The sequence below is a fragment of the Ferruginibacter sp. SUN002 genome (assembly GCF_050611725.1).
Taxonomy (GTDB): Bacteria; Bacteroidota; Bacteroidia; order Chitinophagales; family Chitinophagaceae; genus Ferruginibacter.
On record NZ_JBODJB010000001.1, the window covers coordinates 274,049 to 296,390 of the forward strand.

The 22,342-nt window shown below is 36.0% G+C and carries 24 protein-coding genes; 6 read left to right on the forward strand and 18 right to left on the reverse strand.

Going from position 1 to position 22,342, the window contains the following annotated elements; genetic code table 11:
* The first annotated feature begins 46 nt into the window (after positions 1–46).
* Entirely contained in the window at positions 47–2,278 is a 2,232-nt protein-coding gene (locus tag ACQ33O_RS01145; RefSeq protein WP_430993707.1) for a DPP IV N-terminal domain-containing protein, read from the forward strand.
* A 2-nt stretch (positions 2,279–2,280) separates the two neighbouring features.
* Here ACQ33O_RS01145 and ACQ33O_RS01150 read toward each other — a convergent pair whose 3' ends face one another.
* Positions 2,281–3,012, reverse strand: a complete 732-nt coding sequence (locus tag ACQ33O_RS01150) for an outer membrane beta-barrel protein (RefSeq protein ID WP_430993708.1) — start codon at positions 3,010–3,012, stop codon at positions 2,281–2,283.
* Positions 2,985–3,728 carry a bifunctional demethylmenaquinone methyltransferase/2-methoxy-6-polyprenyl-1,4-benzoquinol methylase UbiE gene (gene ubiE / locus ACQ33O_RS01155; protein WP_430993709.1) on the reverse strand — a complete coding sequence of 248 codons (744 nt, stop codon included), beginning with the start codon at positions 3,726–3,728 and terminating at the stop codon, positions 2,985–2,987. The genes ACQ33O_RS01150 and ubiE overlap by 28 nt, the downstream gene beginning before the upstream one ends.
* A 108-nt stretch (positions 3,729–3,836) precedes the next feature.
* Between ubiE and yihA the strand changes: the two genes are divergently transcribed.
* Positions 3,837–4,433: a ribosome biogenesis GTP-binding protein YihA/YsxC gene (yihA, locus tag ACQ33O_RS01160; RefSeq protein WP_430993710.1), complete on the forward strand. Its 597-nt coding sequence runs from the start codon at positions 3,837–3,839 to the stop codon at positions 4,431–4,433.
* Positions 4,434–4,449: 16 nt separating this feature from the next.
* On the opposite strand, the gene ACQ33O_RS01165 is transcribed toward yihA, so the two are convergent.
* From ACQ33O_RS01165 to ACQ33O_RS01240, 16 genes are all read right to left on the reverse strand, one after another.
* Entirely contained in the window at positions 4,450–4,854 is a 405-nt protein-coding gene (locus tag ACQ33O_RS01165; protein WP_430993711.1) for a hypothetical protein, read from the reverse strand.
* A 31-nt stretch (positions 4,855–4,885) separates the two neighbouring features.
* Entirely contained in the window at positions 4,886–5,581 is a 696-nt protein-coding gene (locus ACQ33O_RS01170; protein ID WP_430993712.1) for a hypothetical protein, read from the reverse strand.
* A gap of 356 nt (positions 5,582–5,937) precedes the next feature.
* A complete protein-coding gene (locus ACQ33O_RS01175; protein WP_430993713.1) occupies positions 5,938–6,411 on the reverse strand; it encodes a ribonuclease H-like YkuK family protein in 474 nt (157 codons plus the stop codon).
* Between the two features lie 214 nt (positions 6,412–6,625).
* The gene (locus ACQ33O_RS01180; RefSeq protein WP_430993714.1) at positions 6,626–8,212 is read right to left on the reverse strand and encodes a T9SS type A sorting domain-containing protein; all 1,587 of its coding nucleotides are present in this window, start codon (positions 8,210–8,212) and stop codon (positions 6,626–6,628) included.
* 89 nt (positions 8,213–8,301) lie between these two features.
* Positions 8,302–8,760 (reverse strand): hypothetical protein, encoded by a 459-nt coding sequence (locus tag ACQ33O_RS01185; protein ID WP_430993715.1) that lies wholly within the window; start codon positions 8,758–8,760, stop codon positions 8,302–8,304.
* A 151-nt stretch (positions 8,761–8,911) separates the two neighbouring features.
* Entirely contained in the window at positions 8,912–9,277 is a 366-nt protein-coding gene (locus ACQ33O_RS01190; protein WP_430993716.1) for a CoA-binding protein, read from the reverse strand.
* Positions 9,278–9,279: 2 nt separating this feature from the next.
* Positions 9,280–9,681, reverse strand: coding sequence for a thiol-disulfide oxidoreductase DCC family protein (locus ACQ33O_RS01195; protein ID WP_430993717.1), 402 nt, complete (start codon positions 9,679–9,681; stop codon positions 9,280–9,282).
* A 5-nt stretch (positions 9,682–9,686) separates the two neighbouring features.
* Positions 9,687–10,034 (reverse strand): hypothetical protein, encoded by a 348-nt coding sequence (locus tag ACQ33O_RS01200; protein ID WP_430993718.1) that lies wholly within the window; start codon positions 10,032–10,034, stop codon positions 9,687–9,689.
* Positions 10,034–10,540: a GbsR/MarR family transcriptional regulator gene (locus ACQ33O_RS01205; RefSeq protein WP_430993719.1), complete on the reverse strand. Its 507-nt coding sequence runs from the start codon at positions 10,538–10,540 to the stop codon at positions 10,034–10,036. Before ACQ33O_RS01205 ends, ACQ33O_RS01200 begins: the two co-directional genes overlap by 1 nt.
* Positions 10,541–10,602: 62 nt before the next feature.
* Complete coding sequence (locus tag ACQ33O_RS01210) at positions 10,603–11,343, reverse strand: energy transducer TonB (protein WP_430993720.1); 741 nt, start codon at positions 11,341–11,343, stop codon at positions 10,603–10,605.
* Between the two features lie 58 nt (positions 11,344–11,401).
* A complete protein-coding gene (locus ACQ33O_RS01215) occupies positions 11,402–13,033 on the reverse strand; it encodes a 2-oxo acid dehydrogenase subunit E2 (protein ID WP_430993721.1) in 1,632 nt (543 codons plus the stop codon).
* A gap of 79 nt (positions 13,034–13,112) precedes the next feature.
* A complete protein-coding gene (gene dnaX, locus ACQ33O_RS01220; protein ID WP_430993722.1) occupies positions 13,113–14,897 on the reverse strand; it encodes a DNA polymerase III subunit gamma/tau in 1,785 nt (594 codons plus the stop codon).
* Positions 14,898–14,997: 100 nt separating this feature from the next.
* Positions 14,998–16,167 (reverse strand): hypothetical protein, encoded by a 1,170-nt coding sequence (locus tag ACQ33O_RS01225; protein ID WP_430993723.1) that lies wholly within the window; start codon positions 16,165–16,167, stop codon positions 14,998–15,000.
* A gap of 200 nt (positions 16,168–16,367) precedes the next feature.
* The gene (locus ACQ33O_RS01230; protein ID WP_430993724.1) at positions 16,368–17,444 is read right to left on the reverse strand and encodes a hypothetical protein; all 1,077 of its coding nucleotides are present in this window, start codon (positions 17,442–17,444) and stop codon (positions 16,368–16,370) included.
* 41 nt (positions 17,445–17,485) lie between these two features.
* Complete coding sequence (locus ACQ33O_RS01235; protein ID WP_430993725.1) at positions 17,486–18,067, reverse strand: M23 family metallopeptidase; 582 nt, start codon at positions 18,065–18,067, stop codon at positions 17,486–17,488.
* A gap of 508 nt (positions 18,068–18,575) precedes the next feature.
* Positions 18,576–18,842: a hypothetical protein gene (locus ACQ33O_RS01240; RefSeq protein ID WP_430993726.1), complete on the reverse strand. Its 267-nt coding sequence runs from the start codon at positions 18,840–18,842 to the stop codon at positions 18,576–18,578.
* A gap of 432 nt (positions 18,843–19,274) precedes the next feature.
* Here ACQ33O_RS01240 and ACQ33O_RS01245 point away from each other — a divergent pair, with 432 nt between their 5' ends.
* From ACQ33O_RS01245 to ACQ33O_RS01260, 4 genes are all read left to right on the forward strand, one after another.
* Positions 19,275–20,234 (forward strand): IS110 family transposase, encoded by a 960-nt coding sequence (locus tag ACQ33O_RS01245; RefSeq protein ID WP_430993727.1) that lies wholly within the window; start codon positions 19,275–19,277, stop codon positions 20,232–20,234.
* Between the two features lie 193 nt (positions 20,235–20,427).
* Positions 20,428–21,627: an IS1595 family transposase gene (locus ACQ33O_RS01250; protein WP_430993728.1), complete on the forward strand. Its 1,200-nt coding sequence runs from the start codon at positions 20,428–20,430 to the stop codon at positions 21,625–21,627.
* The gene (locus ACQ33O_RS01255) at positions 21,569–21,736 is read left to right on the forward strand and encodes a hypothetical protein (RefSeq protein ID WP_430993729.1); all 168 of its coding nucleotides are present in this window, start codon (positions 21,569–21,571) and stop codon (positions 21,734–21,736) included. The genes ACQ33O_RS01250 and ACQ33O_RS01255 overlap by 59 nt, the downstream gene beginning before the upstream one ends.
* 135 nt (positions 21,737–21,871) lie before the next feature.
* Positions 21,872–22,342 (forward strand): hypothetical protein, encoded by a 471-nt coding sequence (locus ACQ33O_RS01260; protein WP_430993730.1) that lies wholly within the window; start codon positions 21,872–21,874, stop codon positions 22,340–22,342.

The window sequence follows — 22,342 nt, forward strand, 5'->3', positions numbered from 1 at the left end:
TTAATTTAACAGCTTAAATTTTATTGAATAATCTTAACCGATTTTGATGAACCGTAAAACGATAATAACCCTTGTCGCTATTCTGTCTATTACCAATTCAGTAGCGCAGCAGAGAGAAAAACTTAAGCTTAACCTTGATGCCATCTGGAGTGGTTATTTTGATGAGCAAAAAAGGCAAGTGCATTTGTTTAACCAAAGTAGCAAATTTGCCTTCATCAAAGCTACCAAGGAAAACAATCAGGAAGTAATTCTATCACTTGATTTTGCTACCGGCAAATTAGTCGATACTGTTTTTTCAAATCAGATTAAACAGGCGGGCGACTCTACCCCTATTACTTTTACTTTCTTTCAGGATTATAAATTTTCACCCGACGATTCGAAAATTTTAATGCAAACACAAATAGATCCTTTGTTTGCACACTCCACCAAAGAGTTCAATTATGTGTGGGATATCAATAAAAAAATTCTGAAAACGGTTTGCGCAGATGGCAAACAGAGTTATGTAACATTCTCTCCCGATAGCAAACGTATTGCTTACATACGTGAAGGGAATTTATACATCAAAGATCTGGAAACAGATATTATACAACAGGTAACGTACGACGGATCTTTAAAAGGAAATATTTATGGTATGGCCGATGGTTTATACGAAAACAATTTTGGAGTAACACAAGCCTATCAGTGGAGCCCCGATGGAGAGAGCATTGCATTGCTTCGCTTCAATGAAAATTCTGTAAAGAGATTTCCAATATCAAGTTTTGAAAGAACCTATGCAGAAGTAGAGAAACAACCCTACCCGGTAGCAGGAGAAATGGTACCCGAAGTAACGGCATACATCTACAATATCAAGAATAAAATAATGCTTCCAATAGATGCAGGCGTTAATCCCAATCAATATTTATTTGGATTGAAATGGCGACCTGATGGTAAAAATGTTTTACTGCAAAGATTGAATCGAAATCAAACTAAATTGGATGTATTGATGGCAGACATCAAAACAGGTAATACCATTACTGTATTCAGCGAGACAAAACCCGATTATGTAAGTGTTGACCCAAATAATATGCATTTCATATCGAGCCGCAATTCATTTTTATGGTTGAGTGAAAGCAATGGGTACAAACATATTTACGAGGTCAATCTTGCAACTGCACAAAAAAATCAGGTAACACAAGGCAACTGGGAAGTGTTTGAAATTAAATCTGTGAACGAAGGAACAGGAGATATTTTTTATACTTCCAATGAATCGAACGTAAGTCAAAAACACTTGTACAAAATAAATGTGAATGGTACAGGCAGTAAGCGTTTAACCGAGGGCAACGGTTATCACAACGTTATGATCACCAGCAACAATCGTTTCTTCATGGATGAGTACAGCGATATAAATACCCCAACATCTTACCAGATGTACAATACAGAAGGGAAAGCATTGTATCAAAAACTGATCGAGAATAAAGAACTAAAGATCAGAATGAGTGAATATAAAATTCCGAGCGTTGGTTTCTTTAATTATACCAATGCTTCGAAAGAAGACATCAAAGGTTGGTTCATTAGTCCGAGTGATCCTCCAAAAACAAAACTACCGGTATTGATCTATGTTTACGGCGGTAATACCAAACAAGAAGTATTAGATCAATGGAGCGATAAGTTTACGTTAACCATGCGTCAGATCGCTAATGAAGGTTATCTGGTTGTATGTATTGACCCGAGAGGAACACCCGGCAGAGGCGAAGCTTTCAGAAAAGCTACTTTCAAAAAACCCGGAGATGTTGAGATAGAAGACCTGATTTCGTTAAAGAAATATTTAAAAACAAATTTCACAATTGATACATCTAACATTACTTTGATGGGCTGGAGTTATGGCGGTTATCTTGCTGCATTGGCCTCTACCAAATATGCAGGTAAATTCAATGCCTCAATTGCTATTGCTCCAATCACCAACTGGAGAAAATATGAAAACATATATACAGAAAGATTATTGACACAGCCGGGAGAAAATGCTGAAGGTTATAACCTTGCATCTCCTGTAAATTATGTAGCGAATTATCAAAAAGGATTATTGTTGATACATGGCACCGCAGATGACAATGTGCATTTTCAAAACAGTATGGAATTGAGTAAAGGGCTGATACAGGAACGTAAACAATTTGAACAACAGTTCTATCCTGATTATTTCCATAACATCAGCGATAATGCACCTAATAATGCAAGGATACATTTATTTACAAAAGTGATCGACTTTTTGAATAGCCAAAAGCCTGTTAAGAAAGGTAAATAATTTTATTCTACGGTTAAAGAGAAAGAGATCATTCTTGAATTGATCTTATCAATATTGCTGGAGTATTTCAACTGTTGGTTGCGACTATGCAAATTACTCAGTCCCCAACTTACTTTTAATTCCGGTGTTAAAACAAAATACGGGAAGTATAAATGAAAGCCCAGACCGGCTTCAACGCCGTAATCAAATTTTTTAAGTTTGATAATATCGTCTGCATTTTTTTTGCCTGCATTAGCTGCCAAATCTAGATCGGCTTTTACTCCTGCAATGGTGTATACTCTGAAATTATCAATACGATCGCTGCTGAATTGCAGTTGCACGGGTAAACTCAAAGAAATAGATTGTACTTTTTTTATGGTAACAGGTGTTTCACCTCCGGGCAGATCAGGATATTTTAAAGAATACTCAAATGCTTTTTCACTGAAAGTAAGATCAAGCGGAAATGTACGTATTGCAAAATGATCGCTAATATTCAGGTGTACCAACCAAGCTAAGTTGATACCTGTATTGTTGATACTCTCAACCACCATCACACTATCCTGATTTAAAAATTGTGGATGATGTGTAAAATTAAAATGCGATTTGTTCCATCCAAGGTTAATACCAAAATGCATTCTTTTCTGGTCGTAGTCGGGCATATTCAATTCTACTTCTGACTGACTGAATCCTTCAGAAGCAAACAATATAAATCCTACGAGTACATAAATTATTTTTCTCCGCAATAAATGCTGCATATTCCTAAACTCAATGGTTTGTAATAAGTATTTTGATATCCAAGGTTGTCTAAGATATTTGTAAAGTTTTTTCGCTCAGGGAATTTTTGAATTGATTCGTTTAAATATTTATAGGCTCCAACATTTTTACTGAACAGTCTACAAATTGCAGGTGTAACAACATTCATGTACAACCTATAAAAAGCACTAACACCAATAACTTTCGGTTTACTGAACTCCAACACCATTAACTTCCCTCCGGGTTTCAGAACTCTTCTTATCTCACTCAATCCCTTTTGCAGATCCTGAAAATTACGTACGCCAAAAGCCACCATTACCGCATCAAACGAATTATCTGGAAAGCTTATTGCTTCGCTATCGCCATTTAACAGCTCAATGGTATTTTGCAAATTTAATGCTGCAATTTTCTCCCTGCCTTTATTTAACATTCCGTTGCTGATATCTATTCCTACAATTTTTGCAGGCTTTAAAATATCAGATGCCATGATGGCAAGATCTGCTGTACCGGTGGCTACGTCTAATATTGTCTGTGGATTTTTTTCAGCCAGTTGTTTAAGTGCCTTTTTACGCCAACGAATATCGATACCGGCACTTAAAAAACGGTTTAAAAAATCGTACCTCCCTGCAATGTCGTCAAACATTTCAGCTACCTGCTCTTTTTTTGTAAGGTCAGATTCTTTAACTGGTACCACTGTGTCGTGTGCAAATTGAGTCATTGCATGCAAAGGTAGGGGTTGAATAATTAAGATGGAAGTTTTAAGACCATAGTTCATGGTCTATGGTCCATAGACTTACAAACACTAAACCTTGTTATCTTTGCAAACATGATCATCAAATCAGCCAAATACCTCATTAGTAGTCCGGATTTTGAGAAATGTCCCAAGCCGGATATGCCCGAATATGCATTTATCGGCCGTAGTAATGTGGGCAAATCTTCCCTGATCAATATGTTGTGTAATAATGAGAAGCTGGCTAAAACTTCTTCAGCACCGGGTAAAACACAAATGATCAATCATTTTATCATTAATCATGAATGGTATCTGGTTGATCTGCCGGGTTATGGTTTTGCAAAAGTGAGTTTAAGCAGCCGAAGAAGATGGGAGCAAATGATCGAAAATTATTTACGTAAGAGAGAAAACCTTACCATGGTTTTTGTGTTGATCGATGCAAGACATACACCTCAAAAAATAGATCTTGAATTCTTAAATCAGTTAGATAAATGGCAAGTGCCTTTTTCGCTTGTTTTTACGAAAGCCGATAAAGAAACCCAAGCCATTGTAGCCAAAAATGTAAAACTGTTTTTGAATACTATGAGAAAGACATGGCAGTTTTTACCTCGACATTTTGTTACTAGTGCAGCGAAGAAAATGGGAAAGGATAAGATACTTGCTTTGATTGGAGAGATGAATAGCGGAGAATAATAACTATACTCTGAAATCATTTTTCAAAAAGACGTAAATACCTTTTTTTTCCGATAGTTGTGTAATAAATTAACAATAAAAACGGCGGGACAAATAAAAAAATAGCGTACCAATATCCTGTTATCTTCTCAATGATTAGATAAATTATAAAAGCAATAATTGATATTGGCATAAGCCAGCTACTATTCTTATATCCCGAAATATAAAAGCTCTTCATTTCTTCATCTTTAATATCAAAAGCTACAACATTACTTGAAGCCCAATCAATTTTGGATATCATTTCATGACTACCTGATTCAATTTCAAACTCTTTATTTTGCCCGTTTGCAATTACTCCAAGTTCTTTTCCATCAAGGTATATACGATAATCCCTAAATCGATTGATTAATTCGTTAGACCTTTGAATTTTAATTTTTGCCATCCCTTTATGTTTCAAGAATCAAAATTAAAAATTACCACCAACTAAATTTGCAAGACATTACTTGAGAAGTTAATCCATATAGTGATGATATAGCTGACTCCAATACTCCGAAAGCTAATGCACCTCCAGGGCCAAAGGCACTTCCGCCCATGGCCCCACCAATCGCACCTGTAATATCTGCCCCACCTAAAGAGCCCCAACCTATACGGCATGGCTTGTTAACTCTGGAAAGCCCCGTAATCCATCGATCTCCATTGGCCTTCCAATATGACATAGATGAGCTAGCAACAATAACAGGTATCCCAACCGCAAATACCTCTTTGGAATCCGGTAATTGCAAAGCAGATTTTAGAAGTCCATCCAATGCCTTGGCGAAATCATAAGAATTAATTGTATTTGAAGCGTATTTCTGAACAGTAGATTGCAAACTTGTCAAAATTGATTTACCTTTTACAGAATAATTCTTTCCATTTAAAGACCAAGATATAGGGCTAGGCTTAAAAGATAAGTTTAGCACATACCCGCTATCAGATATCCCTTTTGATTGAAAAAAAGCTTTAGACTTTACTGCAATAATATTTTTCAAAGAGTTTGTATCCTGTAGATTGATATTATTTATCAATAGATAATTTAGCAATGTATCTTGATAATCATTATGAAGCTTTCCAACATACGCTAAAGCCTGTGAAAAGGTTTTTTTCCTGCAGACTATACTTTGCAAATTCACTTCCGCAAACTCTTAAACTTAAATCCCCTGATGGTTGACTTATTTGTGCTGAAATACAATTTGCTCTCAACAATATCAATGATATTAAAACCAATTTAACTAAACTTCTATTAAACATTCTTTGCATAAAATAAATTTTAAAAAATTAAAATAAAAAATAGGCCAGTATGATTAATAGATGAAGAAGAGTCTAAATCGGTTGCATTGTATTTAATATTTTTTAACAATCCACTATCGAGAAAGCCATAATAGAAAGAAGAAATTCGGAGTTACAATTAAAATATGAATATTTAGAGGAGTCAATCCTACTGTCTGTGATTTTTACACCACAAACTTAATGGCTCAAAAGGGTAATTTTAGTTCACCACTTTGTTGGCACAACTACTGCTGGCAAAGGCTTCCGGTTTGGCTTTAAAGGCAAAGCCCATACCCAGAATGTAGCCCATTGCTTCTCGTAATGCCTCATTGCTTTTGAACTGCGGATTAGTGTTGATGTCGGCATGCACTTCCATATCAACATCAAACTCCGTAAACAGATCACAAAGTTCATACGCAATTTCAATACTCTTGGCTACCTCTACCAGCATCCTTTCTTTGATGCTGTATTTCACCAATGTTTTTTCGTTGTGAATGAACATAAATCCACCGGCATGTTCTCTTAAGAAAACAATCACCGTTGCAAATTCTGTTTCTTTTCCTTTTACCTGGCTGTCGGTTCCAATACAAACCTTAAGGTGATGGCCTGCGTTGGCTTCTCTTTTGATGGCCTGTTCTACCGCATCTTTTATGGGTAGTTGAATGGGGTCGCCATTGAATTTTCTCCATATCATATAAAAAGGGGGTTTTCTAAAGTTACGGAAAAAAACAACACCCCCTAACCCCCTAAAGGGGGAATTTAGATACCAATTATTTAAAGAAGTTTTTAATTTTTGAAAAGAGGCAGCAAGTTATGAAATGCAAAATTCCCCCTTTAGGGGGTTAGGGGGTATAAAAAAAGGGCCAGCCCCTTACGCTGACCCCTTACTTACACATGAATCTACCTTACTATTGTTTAATAATCCGTTCTGTTAGTCTTTGATTATTGCTAATGATTTGAAGGACATATATTCCTTTAGATTGAGCATCCATATTTAATTTATTAAAGCCTTGCATTCCGTTTCCTCTTGCTATCACTCTTCCGTTAAGATCGTTCAGCACATATTGATAATTTGCACCGGCATTAATTGAAATGTTATTTGTTACCAATGTAGATACTGCGAACATTTTACCTGCATTGTCTGTGTTTTTCAACACCACAGTATTTGAATATACTGTTTCGTTGAAAGTAGAGGTTACTTTTAAGCGGTAGTAAATATCTCCTTTATCAAACGGAGTGTAAGCAAATGCTTTTGTTGAAGCTGATGAGAATGTATTTACGTTGCTGAAGTTGATACCGTCAGTTGATTTTTCTACAACTACTGATTTAATTGGTTCATCTGAAATAATGTTCCAGCTTAGATCATGTTTACCATTTACATCTTTTCTACCTGTCAATGCTACATCACGTATTGGCAATAAACCTGCTATACCTCTCATTTGATAAGAACCAAGGCTACCGTAGTTGCTTGTATTGGCATTACCATCTCCGCCTACTACCAGATAATAATCTCCTTGATTTAATACAGTATCGATCACCACTGCCATTGAAGTTGAAGGATCGTATGTACGGATCAATGTTTTTGAAGAGTTGTACAATTGTACTTTAATATCAAGGTTAGCACCGCTGTTATTTGCACCTACACTATATGGTTTAAAATCTACATGGAAATTTGCATTTTTATTAAAGTTGATCTGAAAGGCATCTTTATCTGTTTGTGTGGTAATGATACCATCAACACTAATATTTTTGCTATCTACGATCGCTGCCTTATTGGTAAGGTCGTTTGGAAAATCATCTTCTCTGTAACCAAAACCATTTTGACCAATGATGATAGAAAGATTATCCTGAACATAAGTACATCCATAAGGTGTAGGACCATTGTTCCATCCACTCATATTTCTGTAATAACTGTTTCCCATGATAGGAGCCCATGATGCTTCGCCTGTACCAACGCCATCGTTATAAACAGCAGATAAGTTACAAGATGCATCGTATTTAGATTGATGAGAAAGACCTACTGAGTGGCCACTTTCATGTGAACAACATTCTGCAACCATTTTTGCTGAGTTGCCAAGTAATGTACTGAACACAAATGAAGGTGTATCATCTCCCCAAGTAAATGAGCCAACATAACTAACACCACCAACATTGCCATACCAGGCACTTGTTGGAGTAACAATTACTCTCATTCTTTTTCCTAAAGGAGCTGCAAGATAAACGGCCTCGTCTGTAGTGATATTCATTTCAAACGGACGGTAATCTTCAGATACCCTGTTGAATATTTCTGTGATCTGTGCGTCAGATAAAGTAGCCGCAGTACAAGTGAATGCAATGCCACCATTCCAATATGGGCTGTTAACATATTCACCATCAAAATCAAGATATATCGTTGCAGGAGCTGCAGGATAGCTGCTTAATTTAGGTAAACTGTATCCGCTAAGCGAAATAAACAGCGCCAAGATCAACATAAGGGATGTAACTGGCTTTTTCATAAAATAGATTTTAAGGGCCCGGGTTTAACGGGTGTGTTTGGATATTGTTTGGTATTTCTATGGATATTGGATCTTACGACTGTACTTTATTAATGTGCACAATCCTGTAAAATGTCTTCTAGATTTATTTTTACTAACTGATAATTGTTAGCGTCAATTTTTTTAAGTTCAAAGGCATCCGAATTAGCCGGATTAATTATTCTGCCTGAGTAAACAATGTTTTTATTTTCATCAAGTCTTTTAGACAAGCCGAAAATTGCATTATTAAATTCAGGTAATTTGATTGTAAGTGTTTCCAGATTTTGAAACTTAACTACTTTATTTGCAACAACTCCTTTAGCTTTAAAACTGTTGTCGAAAGAAAGATCAGTAGATTGACCTTGTACAACAGCAAAATATTTGCTTAGTTCTGCAGCAGTGCATTTGATAGTACCGGGCAATTTACCGAACAAGGCCGGCTTTTTTGTTTGCAGGTTTTGTGAAAAACCGGCAACTGTCATAAGGGTGAACAATACCGCACAAAGGCTTTTAGTAAGTAAGTGTTTCATGATATTGGATTTTAAGTTTTTAATGGATATTGGATAAAAAATAAAAACTCGTTCATCAATATAAACGGCACTTATTCCATATTATTTCGTTAAAAATAAAAATGGTCAAAAGTACTCAGCGGTATGGGAAAACTACGATAAGGGAGGGGTATTAATACTGATGTGTACTCAGCAAAACCAGTGTACAAGCCTCTTGCGGCTTAATTCCATGCTCTTTTGCAAGGTCGTATAGCTCATCATTTTCGGTACCCGGATTGAAGACGATACGCTTGGGATGAAGCGAAATTATATAATTATAGTATTCTTTTTGAATCGCTGGGTTGATGTATAATGTAACCGTATCAATATCTTCAAACGGCTTTTTTTCTGTTTCTATCGTTACACCGGCAACAGTTCCTTTCCTTGCTCCTATTGCAACTACAGGATGTTGATTGGCCATAAGTCTACTGATCGCTAAAAAACTATAACGTTCCGGATTGGTAGAAGCTCCTATTACAAGTGTTTTTTTCTTTTCCATGATCAATCTAAAAATCTTGCTCTTACATCAGGCGTTGGTATCATACAGGATTCTCTTTCGCCAAACCACTTGTAACGGTTCTTAGCGATCCAGTTATACAAACCATCTCTGATAAATTTAGGTACAATTAAAAAAACTTTACACAATGGCCATAAACCACTTAGGTAACTGCATACTTTTATTGCGGCGGTTGATTGTGTGTAAGCAGTGTTGTTATCAATAAAAACAAACGAGTCCATTGTTGCTGTGGGTAGATCGTATTGCTTTAGTAATTGCTGACCTGCTGAACTTTGCAGGGGTGCAAATTTTATAATTCTTTTTTTATCACGCTTTATAGCAAAGTTTACAGCTCCATTGCAAAAGTTGCAAACACCATCGAATAGTATGATTGGTTGATTAGTCATTGTATTTATTTTAATTGATCCAACGGCCTTACCATTTTTACATGTAGTTCATTGTAACATATCCATGCATAAAAAACAGCCATGAATGGTGCAACAAATAACAACACATAAAATCCTCCAAGCGGTGCTGTAACCAACGCAACAAGCGTTATTAAATGATAAATAAAACGTACACCCCATTTTTCGGTGAACCATTTATTTACGACATGCATTATCATGCTGATAACCTGCCATCCTCCTACTACAAAATAACCTACCACGAATGTACCATCTCTTCTTATAAGACTTACAATCAAAAAACCAATGATCAATGCAATGCTGATATAGAGATCAGCTGTTTTAAACTTTTTCATTATTTGAAGATTTTAATGATGTTATTCAATACCCAGTTCTCATCTGCTTTTATCATTACATCAAGCATTTTATCTGCCTGATTACCAAATTTTCGAATGCCACTTACGGTGCTTACAAACTGCTTTACATCTTTATCCTTTTTATCCCCGTCGATGTTTTCCAATTGTGCCAACAATTTCATCATTGGATCCAACTCTCTTTTTTTTCTTTCTTTGATGATCTGCGTAGCCACTTTCCAAATATCTTTTTCGGCAGAAAAATATTCTTTTCTTTCTCCGGGAAGAATGACCCTGTCAACCAAACCCCAACTGATGAGGTCACGAATATTCATATTGACATTCCCCCTGCTGATGCCTAGTTCCGCCATCACATCATCTTGTGTAAGCGGATCGGCACTCACCATCAGCAATGCATGTATCTGCGCCATAGTACGATTGATACCCCAATGTGTACCAAAAGCGCCCCAGCTACTAATAAATTGTTGTTTTGCTTCGGAAAGTTTCATGCGGTTTTATTTACAGCATAAAGATAGTAAAGTTTTTGAATTTTCAATAATATTTGAAAATATTATTGTTTTACAAATGTAATGGGTTGTATTCTGTAGGCATTAACAAGTTTGCCGTCCTGCTTTGCAGGGATCCAAGGTGGGGAATATCGGATCACCCTTTTTGCTTCCTCATCTAACACATATTCTACGGACTTACGTAGATAAAGGTCTTTACAAATGCCGGCAGTATCTACCACGAAGGCAACTCTTACCGTACCTCCTTTTTTTGATTTTGAAGCCAGATCTGCATTTAAATTATTCATCAGGTATTTTCCCCAACCCTTAACGCCTGTCGTAAAATCAGCCTCTACTTCAACTTTTTTGAATGGACTTGTTTTTAATGTATCTTTTTTTACCGTATCCATATTAATGGATTTTACAAGAACACCTTCTACATATTTTTCTTCAAGGATAGCTTTTCCTGTATCATTATAATACCACCAGCTTTTTTCTTTTAAATTGTTTTTGTAATAACCACTTACGGATAACTGTCCGTTTGCTGCATATTCAAAATAATTTCCTTCCAATATTTTCAATGAATCATCGGCATAATTTCTTTCTTTCAACAATGGCGCAGCTTTTTTATAATCGAGCCGTTGAAAATGATCGGGGTACTTATATACGATCGAAAAAAAAGCTGCTTTCTTGGCTTTTTCTATAACTGCACCATTATCATCAAAATATACTACGTTGGTAATTTCTTGTGCGTTGATCACGGTAACGGATAAACAAAAAATAAGAAATACAATATTTATTTTCATCTCATAAATGTATAAAAAAAGCCCGATGAACGGGCTTGTATTAAAAATAGTTAATTGTTTATGCTAACATCGTTACCGGATTTTCCAAATACTTCTTCAGTGTTTGTAAGAAGGCAGCACCTACAGCACCGTCAACCACTCTGTGATCGCATGCCAATGTTACTTTCATAATATTACCCGGTACAACCTGGTTGTTTTTTACCACAGGCACTTGTTTAATAGCACCTACCGATAAGATACATGCATCCGGCGTATTAATGATCGATGTAAATTGATCGATACCAAACATACCCAAGTTAGATACGGTAAAAGTGTTACCACTCATATCCGTAGGCGTTAGTTTCTTAGATTTTGCTTTAGCAGAGAAATCTTTAACGTCAGCAGAGATCTGAGACATTGTTTTATTATCTGCAAAACGTACAACCGGTACCACAAGACCATCTTCAACAGCCATTGCAACGCCAATGTGTACATGGTGATTTACAACGATCTTATCGCCTCTCCATGATGCATTACACATCGGGTGTTTTTTAAGTGCAGTAGCACAAGCTTTCACCACCATATCATTGAATGATACTTTTGCCGGAGCAGCAACATCATTGATGCCTGCTCTTGCAGCAATAGCATTATCCATATCGATCTCAATAGTTAAGAAGATATGTAAAGCATTGAATTGACTCTCAGTTAAACGTCTAACGATCGTCTTCCTTATATTCGTAATTTCAATTTCGTCGAAGCTTTCTACGCCGGCAACATAACTTGAACTGCCTGCAGGGCTTGAAGCCGCAGCCGGGGTTGCAGCAGGTGCAGCAGATGGCACAAAACTGTCAATATCTTTTTTAGTGATACGGCCACCATCACCTGTACCACTCACCTGAGTAAGATCGATGCCTTTATCTGCAGCTAATTTTTTAGCAAGCGGAGAAGCGATCACTCTTCCGTTTGAAGCAGTGCTTGCAGCAGGAGCAGCAGTTGCCGCAGCTGCAGGTTGTGACGTGGTCTGTGGTCCGTTGTCTGTTGTTGCAGCAGGAGCAGCAGCGTTAGCACCGGATTTTTCAGCAGCAACAAAAGCGCTTACATCCGTACCCGGCTTACCAACTATAGCAATAATTCCATTAATGGGAGCAGCTTGTCCGGCTTCAACACCTATATATAATAATGTTCCTTCTTCGTAACCTACCACTTCCATAGTAGCTTTATCAGTTTCTACATCGGCTAATACATCATCACTTTTTACAGTATCTCCTACTTTCTTATTCCATGATACAATTTTCCCTTCGGTCATGGTATCGCTCAATAAAGGCATTCTGATAACTTTTGCGCCGGCAGGTAATTCAACTTTAGCAGCACTTGCCGCAGGAGCAGCAGCGGCAACTTCAGCTACGGCAGCAGCAGGACTTGCAACAGCCGCACCTCCTGTTTCTGCATCTAAAAGAGATTTAAAATCTTCTCCGGGCTTACCAACAATGGCAATGATACCATTTACCGGAGCTGCACTACCGGTTTCAACACCGATGTACAATAAAGTTCCTTCTTCGTAACCTACTACCTCCATGGTAGCTTTATCTGTTTCTACATCAGCAAGCACATCGTCGCTTTTAACAGAATCGCCTACTTTTTTGTTCCATGCTACTATTTTCCCTTCGGTCATAGTATCGCTTAAAAGGGGCATTCTTATTACTTTTGCCATAAATATATTAGTTAGCTTATCGTTTGTGTAATTCGAGGCTCGAAATTAATGCAAAAAAGGGAAAAGAAACAAGCTTAGTTCAATAATCTAACTGCAATCGTAGCCGGTCTTTTAATTCTTTTACCAACGGATACTCATCAACAATGCGTTGGTACTGCTCTTTAGTGTTTAACTGGCGTTCTGCAGGCTGTGTATTCTCTTTGTTTTCAACTACTTTAATACTGTACACTAACTGCTTATTATTAAAATGATTTTGCAGATGAGTGATCAGTTCTGCTCTTTCATTATCAATAAATTTTCTTGGCAGTTCGCCGTCGGCAACGATGTCGAAACTATAATCATCTACAATAGACAACTGTGCATTTCTGAAATTGGTGATGGCAGCCGGATTTTTTTTCTCTTTCAGCTTTTCAATAAATGCTTCCCAGCAGGTCGTTAATTCGTCAATGGTCAGTGGTTTTATGCCTCCATCACCTGCCTGAGCTTGTTTGCTGATCTGTTGTCTGAGTTTATTCAATGAAGCCAATGAAGGTGTGCCTCCGTTTGAAGCTGGTTGCTTATTTACAGTTGCAGCAGGCTTTACTTGTGGGGCCGGTTCCTGAATGATAAGTTTTGCTTCTGTTGCAGGTACTTTAGGCTTTGCAACTGCGGCAGGTTGCGGCTCTATGATCTTCGCTTTTGTAACCGGCAGTGCTCTGAATGCGATTGCTTTTGCTCCGTCAGTTATTTTTTTTTTACTCAGACCATCTTCATTGCCCACCAATTCGATTGCTTGCTGCAGATAACTGAGTTTTATGATGGTGAGTTCAACATGCAAACGTTTATTCTTTGCCTGCTTGTACTGAATGCCCGATTCGTTTAAAACATTCAACGCACTTACAATATATGCTGTTGAAACTTTTTGTGCAGCTTGCAAATATTTTTGCTTGAAATCTTCTGCAACTTCTAACAACATGGCTACTTTTGCATCTTTACTTACCAGCACATTTCTGAGGAACTCTGCAAAGCCTTCCAGCACTGTATCTCCTTCAAAACCTTTGCGGTTGATCTCATCATACATCAACAAAGCATCGCTTAAATTTTGATCTTGCAAATATTCCAATAATTTGAAATAATAATCTTCATCTAAAATATTCAGGTGCTCTAGCGTATTGGCATAAGTGAGTGCTCCGTTGGTAAAACTTACTATCTTATCTAAAATAGAAAGTGAATCTCTCATACAGCCTTCGCTCTTTTGAGCAATAACATGTAACGCAGTTTTTTCTGCTTTGATGGATTCTTTATCGCATATTTCCTGCAGATGTTCTACCGTATCATCGTTGGTAATTCTTTTAAAATCGAATATCTGACAACGGCTTAAAATGGTTGGAAGTATCTTATGTTTTTCTGTTGTTGCTAAAATGAAGATGGCATACGGTGGCGGCTCTTCCAATGTTTTTAAAAATGCATTGAATGCGGATGCACTGAGCATGTGAACCTCATCTACAATATATACTTTGTATTTTCCTGCTTGTGGCGCAAACCTTACCTGCTCTACTAAACTTCTGATATCATCTACAGAGTTGTTGCTTGCTGCATCGAGTTCATGTATGTTCAAAGATGTTCCTGCATCGAATGAAACGCAGCTGTTACAAGTGTTACAAGCTTCGCCGTCATTTGTCTGGTTTTCGCAGTTGATGGTTTTTGCTAATATTCTTGCACAGGTTGTTTTACCTACACCACGTGGACCACAAAATAAAAATGCATGTGCCAGTTGATTGTTCTTGATGGCATTTTTCAAGGTGGTGGTGATATGGCTCTGTCCCACAACTGTACTGAAGTTCTGCGGTCTGTATTTTCTGGCTGATACGATGAATTTGTCCATACTACCCTAACCCCTAAAGGGGCTTTTAAATGATTATGACTGAATACACTGCAAGTTAAGAAACAGTTTTGATTGTTTCCCCTTTAGGAGAAAGGGGGTATCAAAGAATAGGGTGTCGTTTAAATTCCTTGGTTCTGTCAAATAAATACCTATAAGTAGTGAGGATACGGCTACGGAAAGTTTCTCCAAGACTCTCGGCAATGTTGATCATTTTGGGGTTAAAGTCACCGATCCACTGCATTTCGTATTGGGTATAAGGACTTTTATCGGTCTGCATATATTTATATGCGGCTTCGCCGATGATATATGCATCAACACCTTTGCCCTGCCATTCGGGAACAATTCCAAATACAAGACCGGTAAATTTTTTATTGGGTTTGAAATTTTTTACCCAGAGAAATTTGAGTTTTTGAAGTAAGCCGAATTTGCCGTTCAGGTGTTTGAACCATTGATTCAGATCCGGCAGGTTCACAAACATGGCAATGGGTTCATTTTTATGATAAGCAAACCAGATAATGCCTTCATCCATCACAGGTTTCATTTGTTTGAATAAAATAACTACTTGTTCTTTGGCCATTTGTTTTAAGCCTCCATGCCCCGCCCATGCTTTATTATACACTGTCGTAAAATCTTCTGCATATTTTTCAAGATTGTTCTTACGAATATGATCAGATGAAAAATCTTTATCTCTAGTAAGAGCGGCATGACGATCATATATCTTTTTCATCAGCGGTTTACGGGGTTCTAATCCAAAACATATCTGATGAAAAAAAGGCTGAAAGCCATAATTCTCAAACAGCGTAACATAATACGGCGGGTTGTAATTCATACAGTACAAAGGCTCATCGAACCCTTTTGTTACCATACCCCACCAACGATCTCTTTCGCCAAAATTAATGGGACCATCCATTGCTTCCATACCATGTTGTATGAGCCAGTGTTTGGCATTATCCAATAAAAGATCAGCCGCATCCTGATTGTTGATGCATTCAAAAAATCCAATGCCACCAACAGGCACATCATCTCCTTTGTTCTTATATTTTTTGTTGATGAATGCGGCTATTCTGCCAATGAGGTTTCCTGCATCGTCTTTTAATATCCAACGCACAATTTCGCCGGTACGAAACGCTTTGTTCTTCTGTTTATCAAATACCTGGTTGATGTCTTTATCAAGAGGGCGAATCCATTTAGGATCGTTCTTATAGAGTTCTACAGCAACTTGCAGAAACTCCTTCGCTCCGTTTGTATCGTTTACCGAAATTAATTGCATTGAGCAAAATTAAGGATAATGGCAAAAACTATTTTTCTTATGTAATTGTCATTAACACTTTGGTTATTCCTTCCAAACAACATCTCCGGAACGGGACGTTGTGACAATTATAAAAGTAATAGTATTAGTTATAGGACGCTACGTCCTCGGCTCAGTTTAAGCTATGAGAGATACGAATGCTGGGAAGGAAAAAATTCCTGCTATTTCTTTTCGTTCGAAGAACGTATAGGTATACAAGCACCATTAACATGGTCGAGCTTAAAGTCGTACTTAATATTACTTTTTTCTCCGGGGAAAAATGCAGCCAATTGAGTTACAAAAAGCCACATCACCAACCTTGCTGTATGGTCTGTTTCTAAATTTAGCTTTCCGGTAAAAAAGAAGTCGTTGTCTTTTTTCTCTAATAAAGAATACGTGTTGTTAATATTGATATATATCTTCTCATCTTTGACCACCGCATAAACATCAGGAATAAAATAATCCATATTATCATCAGCTGAGTAACTCTTCTTTTCAACCTTTACCAATCGGCCCTTTTTAAATTTCGCATCAAAATCTGTATACTCGGGGAATTGATGTTTTAAAGAGAGAAAGGAAGTATAAACCCCATCTACAAGCGTATCATAACTATAAAGAGCAATGTCTTTCTTTTCAATGCTATCAATATTTATCACTTCACTTCGTGAAAAATATTGTCCATTCGAATTACCTGAATTTGTAAGATTTCTACTGATAAAATCAACGATTGCCTTATTAGCTCTCTTATAAGCCCTTTCAAGTCTTTTATATACATTTCCTCCAAACAATTCTATTTCTTTCAGTTTTACAATTGTATCAATATGATCTATTCGGCAATACCCTTTTTCTGTTACACTGTACAAATTGGCTCTAAACAAAAATGACCTGTTAAAATTTTCCATGTTAAGGCTGGTAAATTTAAATCTGCTTAGTTGGAGTAAAAGCTTTCCGGAATCGATTGGAGAAGCATTTAACGAGTCAAACAATTCTTTAAATTGAATACTTAATGGATTTGGAGTTTTGATAAAATATAATTTATCATCTGTTGTCAGTCCTTCATCTTTTGCAATATACCCAAGATCTTCTATACCCTCTTTCCTATTATCTAAAAAGTCAAAACTCTTGTACTTTCCGTTAACTACTTTTTCTGCAGGAATAGCTATTGAGAAAGTATCGGTCGTGAACAGTGAATCTGTTTGAGCAATTGCTCCGAAAAAAATAAAGAGTAAAATAACAAAACAGAACGATTTTATGTACATACGGATATTATTGAGCCGCTAATATAATTGATTTAATGGTTCTAACGTACACCTCTATACCATTTCCCCGGACGAATATATTTGATCCCTTTTCTCGTTTTAAATCTTACTAATATTTCTTTTCCATTTGCATCAATAACTTGAAAATGTAAATGAGGAAATGCAGTATAGCCCGTGTTACCTGAATAGCCGATATCCTGGCCCTGTTTAACGGAGTCTCCAACTTCTACCAGTGATCCATTTAATGATAAATGCCAGTACTGTGCTTCACTGCCATCCCCATGTTTAATAATGATGTGATTGCCTTCAGAAAGATATTCGTCTTTAAGTCCACCTTTATCACTATCTTCTTTTACTTCAATAACCACCCCGGCTCTGGCTGCACATACTTTACTGTATTTTCGCATTTTGAAATCATATGCTAACTCATTCTTATGACTCATTTTACTGTTGGCACCTTGTATAAAAAGAAACCTGCTTCCGCTTCTGTATGGAAGTGAATAAATAAAACTGGTGTCGGGTTTCAGGAGGCCACTCTTTAAATAACGGATCTCTTCATTCGTTAACTGACCAAATACGATCTGACTCAGAAAAAGACCACAAAAGAAAAGAATGAATTTCATATAAATATTTTATGGATAAAAATACCATTTCCCTTACAGTCTAACGTGCATGAATACGTTAAACTATTGTTTATGCTTTTTTACAAAAACATAATTCAACCAGAAAGATACTACCAATGGCACTAAGAGCTGATATAAAAAAAGAGCAACGCCAAACCAGGTTTCTATCTTTTGTCCACCCCGTAGCAATTAAAAACTGGTGTCTTCGCCTTGGTTTGTGGCACACGAAACAATAATATTTAAACTGGTTATTTTTAACAATGTATTTTTTTTGTGCTATAGATCTGCGGTTTCGTGTGCCAGGAGAGTACATACTACTTGGTACAAGATACTAAGGAGGAGTAAAATCCTCCTTATTTTATTTTTAGAATGGCTGAAATTTTTGTACATACAGATACTCTTTCAGATAAACAGAAAGAGGTATTCGATACCACATTAGCGTTAATAAATGGCTTAACCTATAAAGAGGCAGAAACAGTATTATTAGAGCTTTTATCTAAGATTAAGACTACTTCTTTGTTAACTGCTTGATAATGGGATGGTCTGTTATCATTTCTGCTATTCTTAACCTAATCATATCAGGTAGGTGGTCTATTTTGTTGATTAATTGGTGATTTAATAATTTTAACGTCTGATAACTCATATCATTAATTCTTGCGTTATAATACGCAATATAAGTTGACATATTTTCTGAATTGACATCTAAGCCTGTATCTGCCTTAAAGTCATTTTTTAGGTTCTTGAAATTGTTAAAAATTTCTACTGGTTTTTCCATTTTGTATTTTTTTTATGAGTTAATAAATAAGCCGTTTCTTACCCCAAGTAAGGACGGCTTTGTAAATTTAAGCCTTTCTCTTACATACACTAATTTAACGGTAACTATATACTTGTTAGACCAAAATACTTATAAACCCTTGCAATAATCATTAAAATTTCTTTTTTTGTGCTAACTAAAGAATGAAGGAAGAAGAATAAGGCTGTGAAGCCGGTTGCAAAAAATGCGTTTTCAATACTAGTCACTTCTGAATTTTATTGAAATATTTAGGCTTGTTTTTTAAGGTTAACTACTTGCATTACTGATTAAGGCTGAAAGAGGTTTTTAACGTATGGTTAGTGTCATATAATAGTCACAGTTTATGTATTATAGGTATTTTATGGACAAACTAATGTATCAATAAAACCTTCATTCTTTTCATAAACACCAATTATGAAATCTAAACCATTACTATGTGGGATTGATGTTTCCCAATTAACTTTAGATGTTTGTTATAATGATAAGTTTGACAAACTACACACGATTCAGGTAAAAAATAATACAAACGGGCATAATTCACTTATAAAAAAACTCGGTATAAAACGTACTTACGTTATTGAAAGTACTGGAATATACTCTTTGCAATTATGTGTAAAATTAAAAAAAGCAGGAGCAGATGTAAGAGTAGAAAATTCCCTTGTTATTAAGCGGTTTATACAAATGAATATGGAACGGCATAAGTCAGATAAAAGGGACGCAAAATGGATTTACATATATGGTAAGGAAAGGGAGGCGGCAGTATGGCATATGCCACAAAAAGAGCAGTTTTATTGTTCACAATTAATGAGTGGAATTGAGTTATGTACTCGTAATATCACAATAATTAATAACTCTATAAAAAGTTATGAAAAACATCCATTTATCAACAAAGATGTTAGGACAAGCCTTACTCAAATACTACACAAAACTGAAAAAGAACTAAAAAAACTTGATAAAAAATTGGAGATGCAGCTTGATAAATGGAACGGAGATTTAAAGAGAAATTTAGGCACTATCCCGAGTTTAGGTAAACGTGCAATTGCTTTCCTTATAATTTATACTGATGGATTTACTAAAATTACTAATGCCCGAAAATTGATAGCCCTTGCAGGAACTTCTCCAAGAGAATTTACAAGCGGAACTTCTGTATCAAGTCATAAGGGTATTTGTAAGATGGGTTATAGTAAATTGAGAAAAACGCTTTATATGTGTTCTTTAACTGCAATCAAATGTAATCAACCTTGTAAAGAACTATATGAAAGACTTAAAGCCGCAGGGAAACCATCTAAAGTAGCATTAATAGCAGTTTGCAACAAACTATTAAGACAGGCTTTTGCAATTGCAACTAAGGGAACTACTTTTCAGCCTTCTTAATAACAAAACAATAAAATAGAAGTAAGCATTAAAAATACTTTAGGATTAACGGCTAATAGGACGGAGAGGCAGATTGTCCCACGCTATATAAATGGCAAAAAATAGTTGTTAAAATATTAGGCGAACTTGGTACAAAGTGTTATCTTTATGGTCTAAATGAAAAGTTATGGAATTTAGCAACCTAAAACAGTTAATGCAGAAGTTCAAAGATGAAGAAACTTGCAGACAATACTTAATAGATAAGATGCACGGAGGGGTAATGAAATGCCCTAAATGTGCAGGGACAAAGTTGTATAATATTCAAGGAGGGAAAAGATACAAGTGTGCAAACAATCAATGCTATCATAAGTTTAGCGTAACGGTTGGTACGTTCTGCGAAAACACTAACATACCACTATCTACATGGTTTCCTGCTATCTATTTAATTGCTTCCCATAAGCAAGGAATAACAAGTGTACAACTTGCAAAAGATATGGGAATAACACAAAAGTCTGCATGGTTTATGTTACACCGTATTAGAATGGCATTGAAAGAAAATAACTCTCCGTTATTAGGTGGAATAGTTGAAGCAGATGAAAGTTTAGTAGGTGGGTCTGTAAGCAATAAGCACAATAAAAAAAGAGCTGAATGGGTTGCTAACGGTAAGGATAATGCAGAGGGAAAAGAAACAGTTTTTACAATGGTTGAAAGGAACGGCATGGTAGTAACAAAGCACGTTCAGGCAGCAACAAAAGAACAAATCAATCCATTGATAAAAGAAAGATTAAAACCCGATGCAGTATTAGTAACAGATACGTCCCACATCTATAAAAAATTAGGTAGTTTATATTCCCACTTTCAACTTAACCATAGAAACAACGAATATGTAAGAGATAGTTGGTACACCAATACAGTAGAAGGATATTTCAGTCAATTAAAAAGAACATTGTACGGCAACTACATTTGTGTATCTCCCAAACATCTACAAGCCTATTGCGATGAAGTAAGCCTACGTTACAACACAAGAGATTTGAAAGACCCTGAAAGATTTGATAAGGTATTAGGGAACTTAGCAGGTAGATTAAAATACACCGATTTAATTAGCAGGGAATGGCTAAAACAACCTAAGAAAGAAAAGGTAAGTAAAGAACCAAAAGTAAAAGGTTTAAAAAGAAACAGAAAACCTATTGTACAGATGTTGGAAGGTGTAATCATTAATGAGTTTGAATCTATCAAAGATGCAGCAGCAAAAACAGGCTATGCAATATCTTCTATCCATGCAGCAGCCACAGGGAAACAACCACGTTCCCACAATTATCAATGGGTATTTAAAAAAGAAGAATTAAATTTGAATAATGGCAAAGTCAACAAAGAAAGCACCACCGAAAAAAGCTACTCCCAAAAAAGTATCTAAGGCAAGACAGCCTAAAGAACGTGCATCTAAATACGATGAAAAACTACAAGTAAATGCTACATTTGATGAACTAATGGGAGAATTGTTTAAATCTAAAAATAACAGTTAAGTAACTAAACATCAGTACTTTTACTAAGTAAAATTCAATAATTTCAGTATTTTTACTATATAGTTTAACAAAAAATATATTTTGTTATAGTTTTTTTTAAACTAATATTGTGTTACAGTCGTTATTATACTATAAGTGAACTACGCATTATACGATATAAATAATTCAATCCCTCATAAATTTTGGACATTTATTTATTCAGTTATCTCTAAAGGAAGAGCTGTAACTAAATTTTTGTCACGGAGGAAATTAAAGAGTGGATTTGTAGAGAATATTAACCAACGCATATCAAGTTGTTATTTTGCTACCGAGGGAGTATTAAGCGAATTAAAACAAAGCGAAATAAAAAAGGATGATAATTTAATCCATTTTTATAAATCAACAGAAAAGGCTTTGAAGCATTTTACCTTTATTTATACCAACTTCGAAAAGATAGATTTTTTCAATAACTCCCATACTAAAGAATTATGCGAAAAAACTCTAACTAATTTCTATAAGATAGAAGCTCGATTAAGAGTGGAAGTATATTCCGATGCCGAATCTATCCCAGAAGATAAAGAATTAATAGAAATAGCTACTCATTTTTCAATGAGTTCATTATCTTAG

Excerpts from the sequence above, each read along its gene's own strand:
- ACQ33O_RS01145 (WP_430993707.1), top strand. The coding sequence starts at position 47 with ATGAACCGTAAAACGATAATAACCCTTGTCGCTATTCTGTCTATTACC.
- ACQ33O_RS01150 (WP_430993708.1), bottom strand. The coding sequence starts at position 3,012 with ATGCAGCATTTATTGCGGAGAAAAATAATTTATGTACTCGTAGGATTT.
- ubiE (WP_430993709.1), bottom strand. The coding sequence starts at position 3,728 with ATGACTCAATTTGCACACGACACAGTGGTACCAGTTAAAGAATCTGAC.
- yihA (WP_430993710.1), top strand. The coding sequence starts at position 3,837 with ATGATCATCAAATCAGCCAAATACCTCATTAGTAGTCCGGATTTTGAG.
- ACQ33O_RS01165 (WP_430993711.1), bottom strand. The coding sequence starts at position 4,854 with ATGGCAAAAATTAAAATTCAAAGGTCTAACGAATTAATCAATCGATTT.
- ACQ33O_RS01175 (WP_430993713.1), bottom strand. The coding sequence starts at position 6,411 with ATGATATGGAGAAAATTCAATGGCGACCCCATTCAACTACCCATAAAA.
- ACQ33O_RS01180 (WP_430993714.1), bottom strand. The coding sequence starts at position 8,212 with ATGAAAAAGCCAGTTACATCCCTTATGTTGATCTTGGCGCTGTTTATT.
- ACQ33O_RS01185 (WP_430993715.1), bottom strand. The coding sequence starts at position 8,760 with ATGAAACACTTACTTACTAAAAGCCTTTGTGCGGTATTGTTCACCCTT.
- ACQ33O_RS01190 (WP_430993716.1), bottom strand. The coding sequence starts at position 9,277 with ATGGAAAAGAAAAAAACACTTGTAATAGGAGCTTCTACCAATCCGGAA.
- ACQ33O_RS01195 (WP_430993717.1), bottom strand. The coding sequence starts at position 9,681 with ATGACTAATCAACCAATCATACTATTCGATGGTGTTTGCAACTTTTGC.
- ACQ33O_RS01200 (WP_430993718.1), bottom strand. The coding sequence starts at position 10,034 with ATGAAAAAGTTTAAAACAGCTGATCTCTATATCAGCATTGCATTGATC.
- ACQ33O_RS01205 (WP_430993719.1), bottom strand. The coding sequence starts at position 10,540 with ATGAAACTTTCCGAAGCAAAACAACAATTTATTAGTAGCTGGGGCGCT.
- ACQ33O_RS01210 (WP_430993720.1), bottom strand. The coding sequence starts at position 11,343 with ATGAAAATAAATATTGTATTTCTTATTTTTTGTTTATCCGTTACCGTG.
- ACQ33O_RS01215 (WP_430993721.1), bottom strand. The coding sequence starts at position 13,033 with ATGGCAAAAGTAATAAGAATGCCCCTTTTAAGCGATACTATGACCGAA.
- dnaX (WP_430993722.1), bottom strand. The coding sequence starts at position 14,897 with ATGGACAAATTCATCGTATCAGCCAGAAAATACAGACCGCAGAACTTC.
- ACQ33O_RS01225 (WP_430993723.1), bottom strand. The coding sequence starts at position 16,167 with ATGCAATTAATTTCGGTAAACGATACAAACGGAGCGAAGGAGTTTCTG.
- ACQ33O_RS01230 (WP_430993724.1), bottom strand. The coding sequence starts at position 17,444 with ATGTACATAAAATCGTTCTGTTTTGTTATTTTACTCTTTATTTTTTTC.
- ACQ33O_RS01235 (WP_430993725.1), bottom strand. The coding sequence starts at position 18,067 with ATGAAATTCATTCTTTTCTTTTGTGGTCTTTTTCTGAGTCAGATCGTA.
- ACQ33O_RS01240 (WP_430993726.1), bottom strand. The coding sequence starts at position 18,842 with ATGGAAAAACCAGTAGAAATTTTTAACAATTTCAAGAACCTAAAAAAT.
- ACQ33O_RS01245 (WP_430993727.1), top strand. The coding sequence starts at position 19,275 with ATGAAATCTAAACCATTACTATGTGGGATTGATGTTTCCCAATTAACT.
- ACQ33O_RS01250 (WP_430993728.1), top strand. The coding sequence starts at position 20,428 with ATGCAGAAGTTCAAAGATGAAGAAACTTGCAGACAATACTTAATAGAT.
- ACQ33O_RS01255 (WP_430993729.1), top strand. The coding sequence starts at position 21,569 with ATGGCAAAGTCAACAAAGAAAGCACCACCGAAAAAAGCTACTCCCAAA.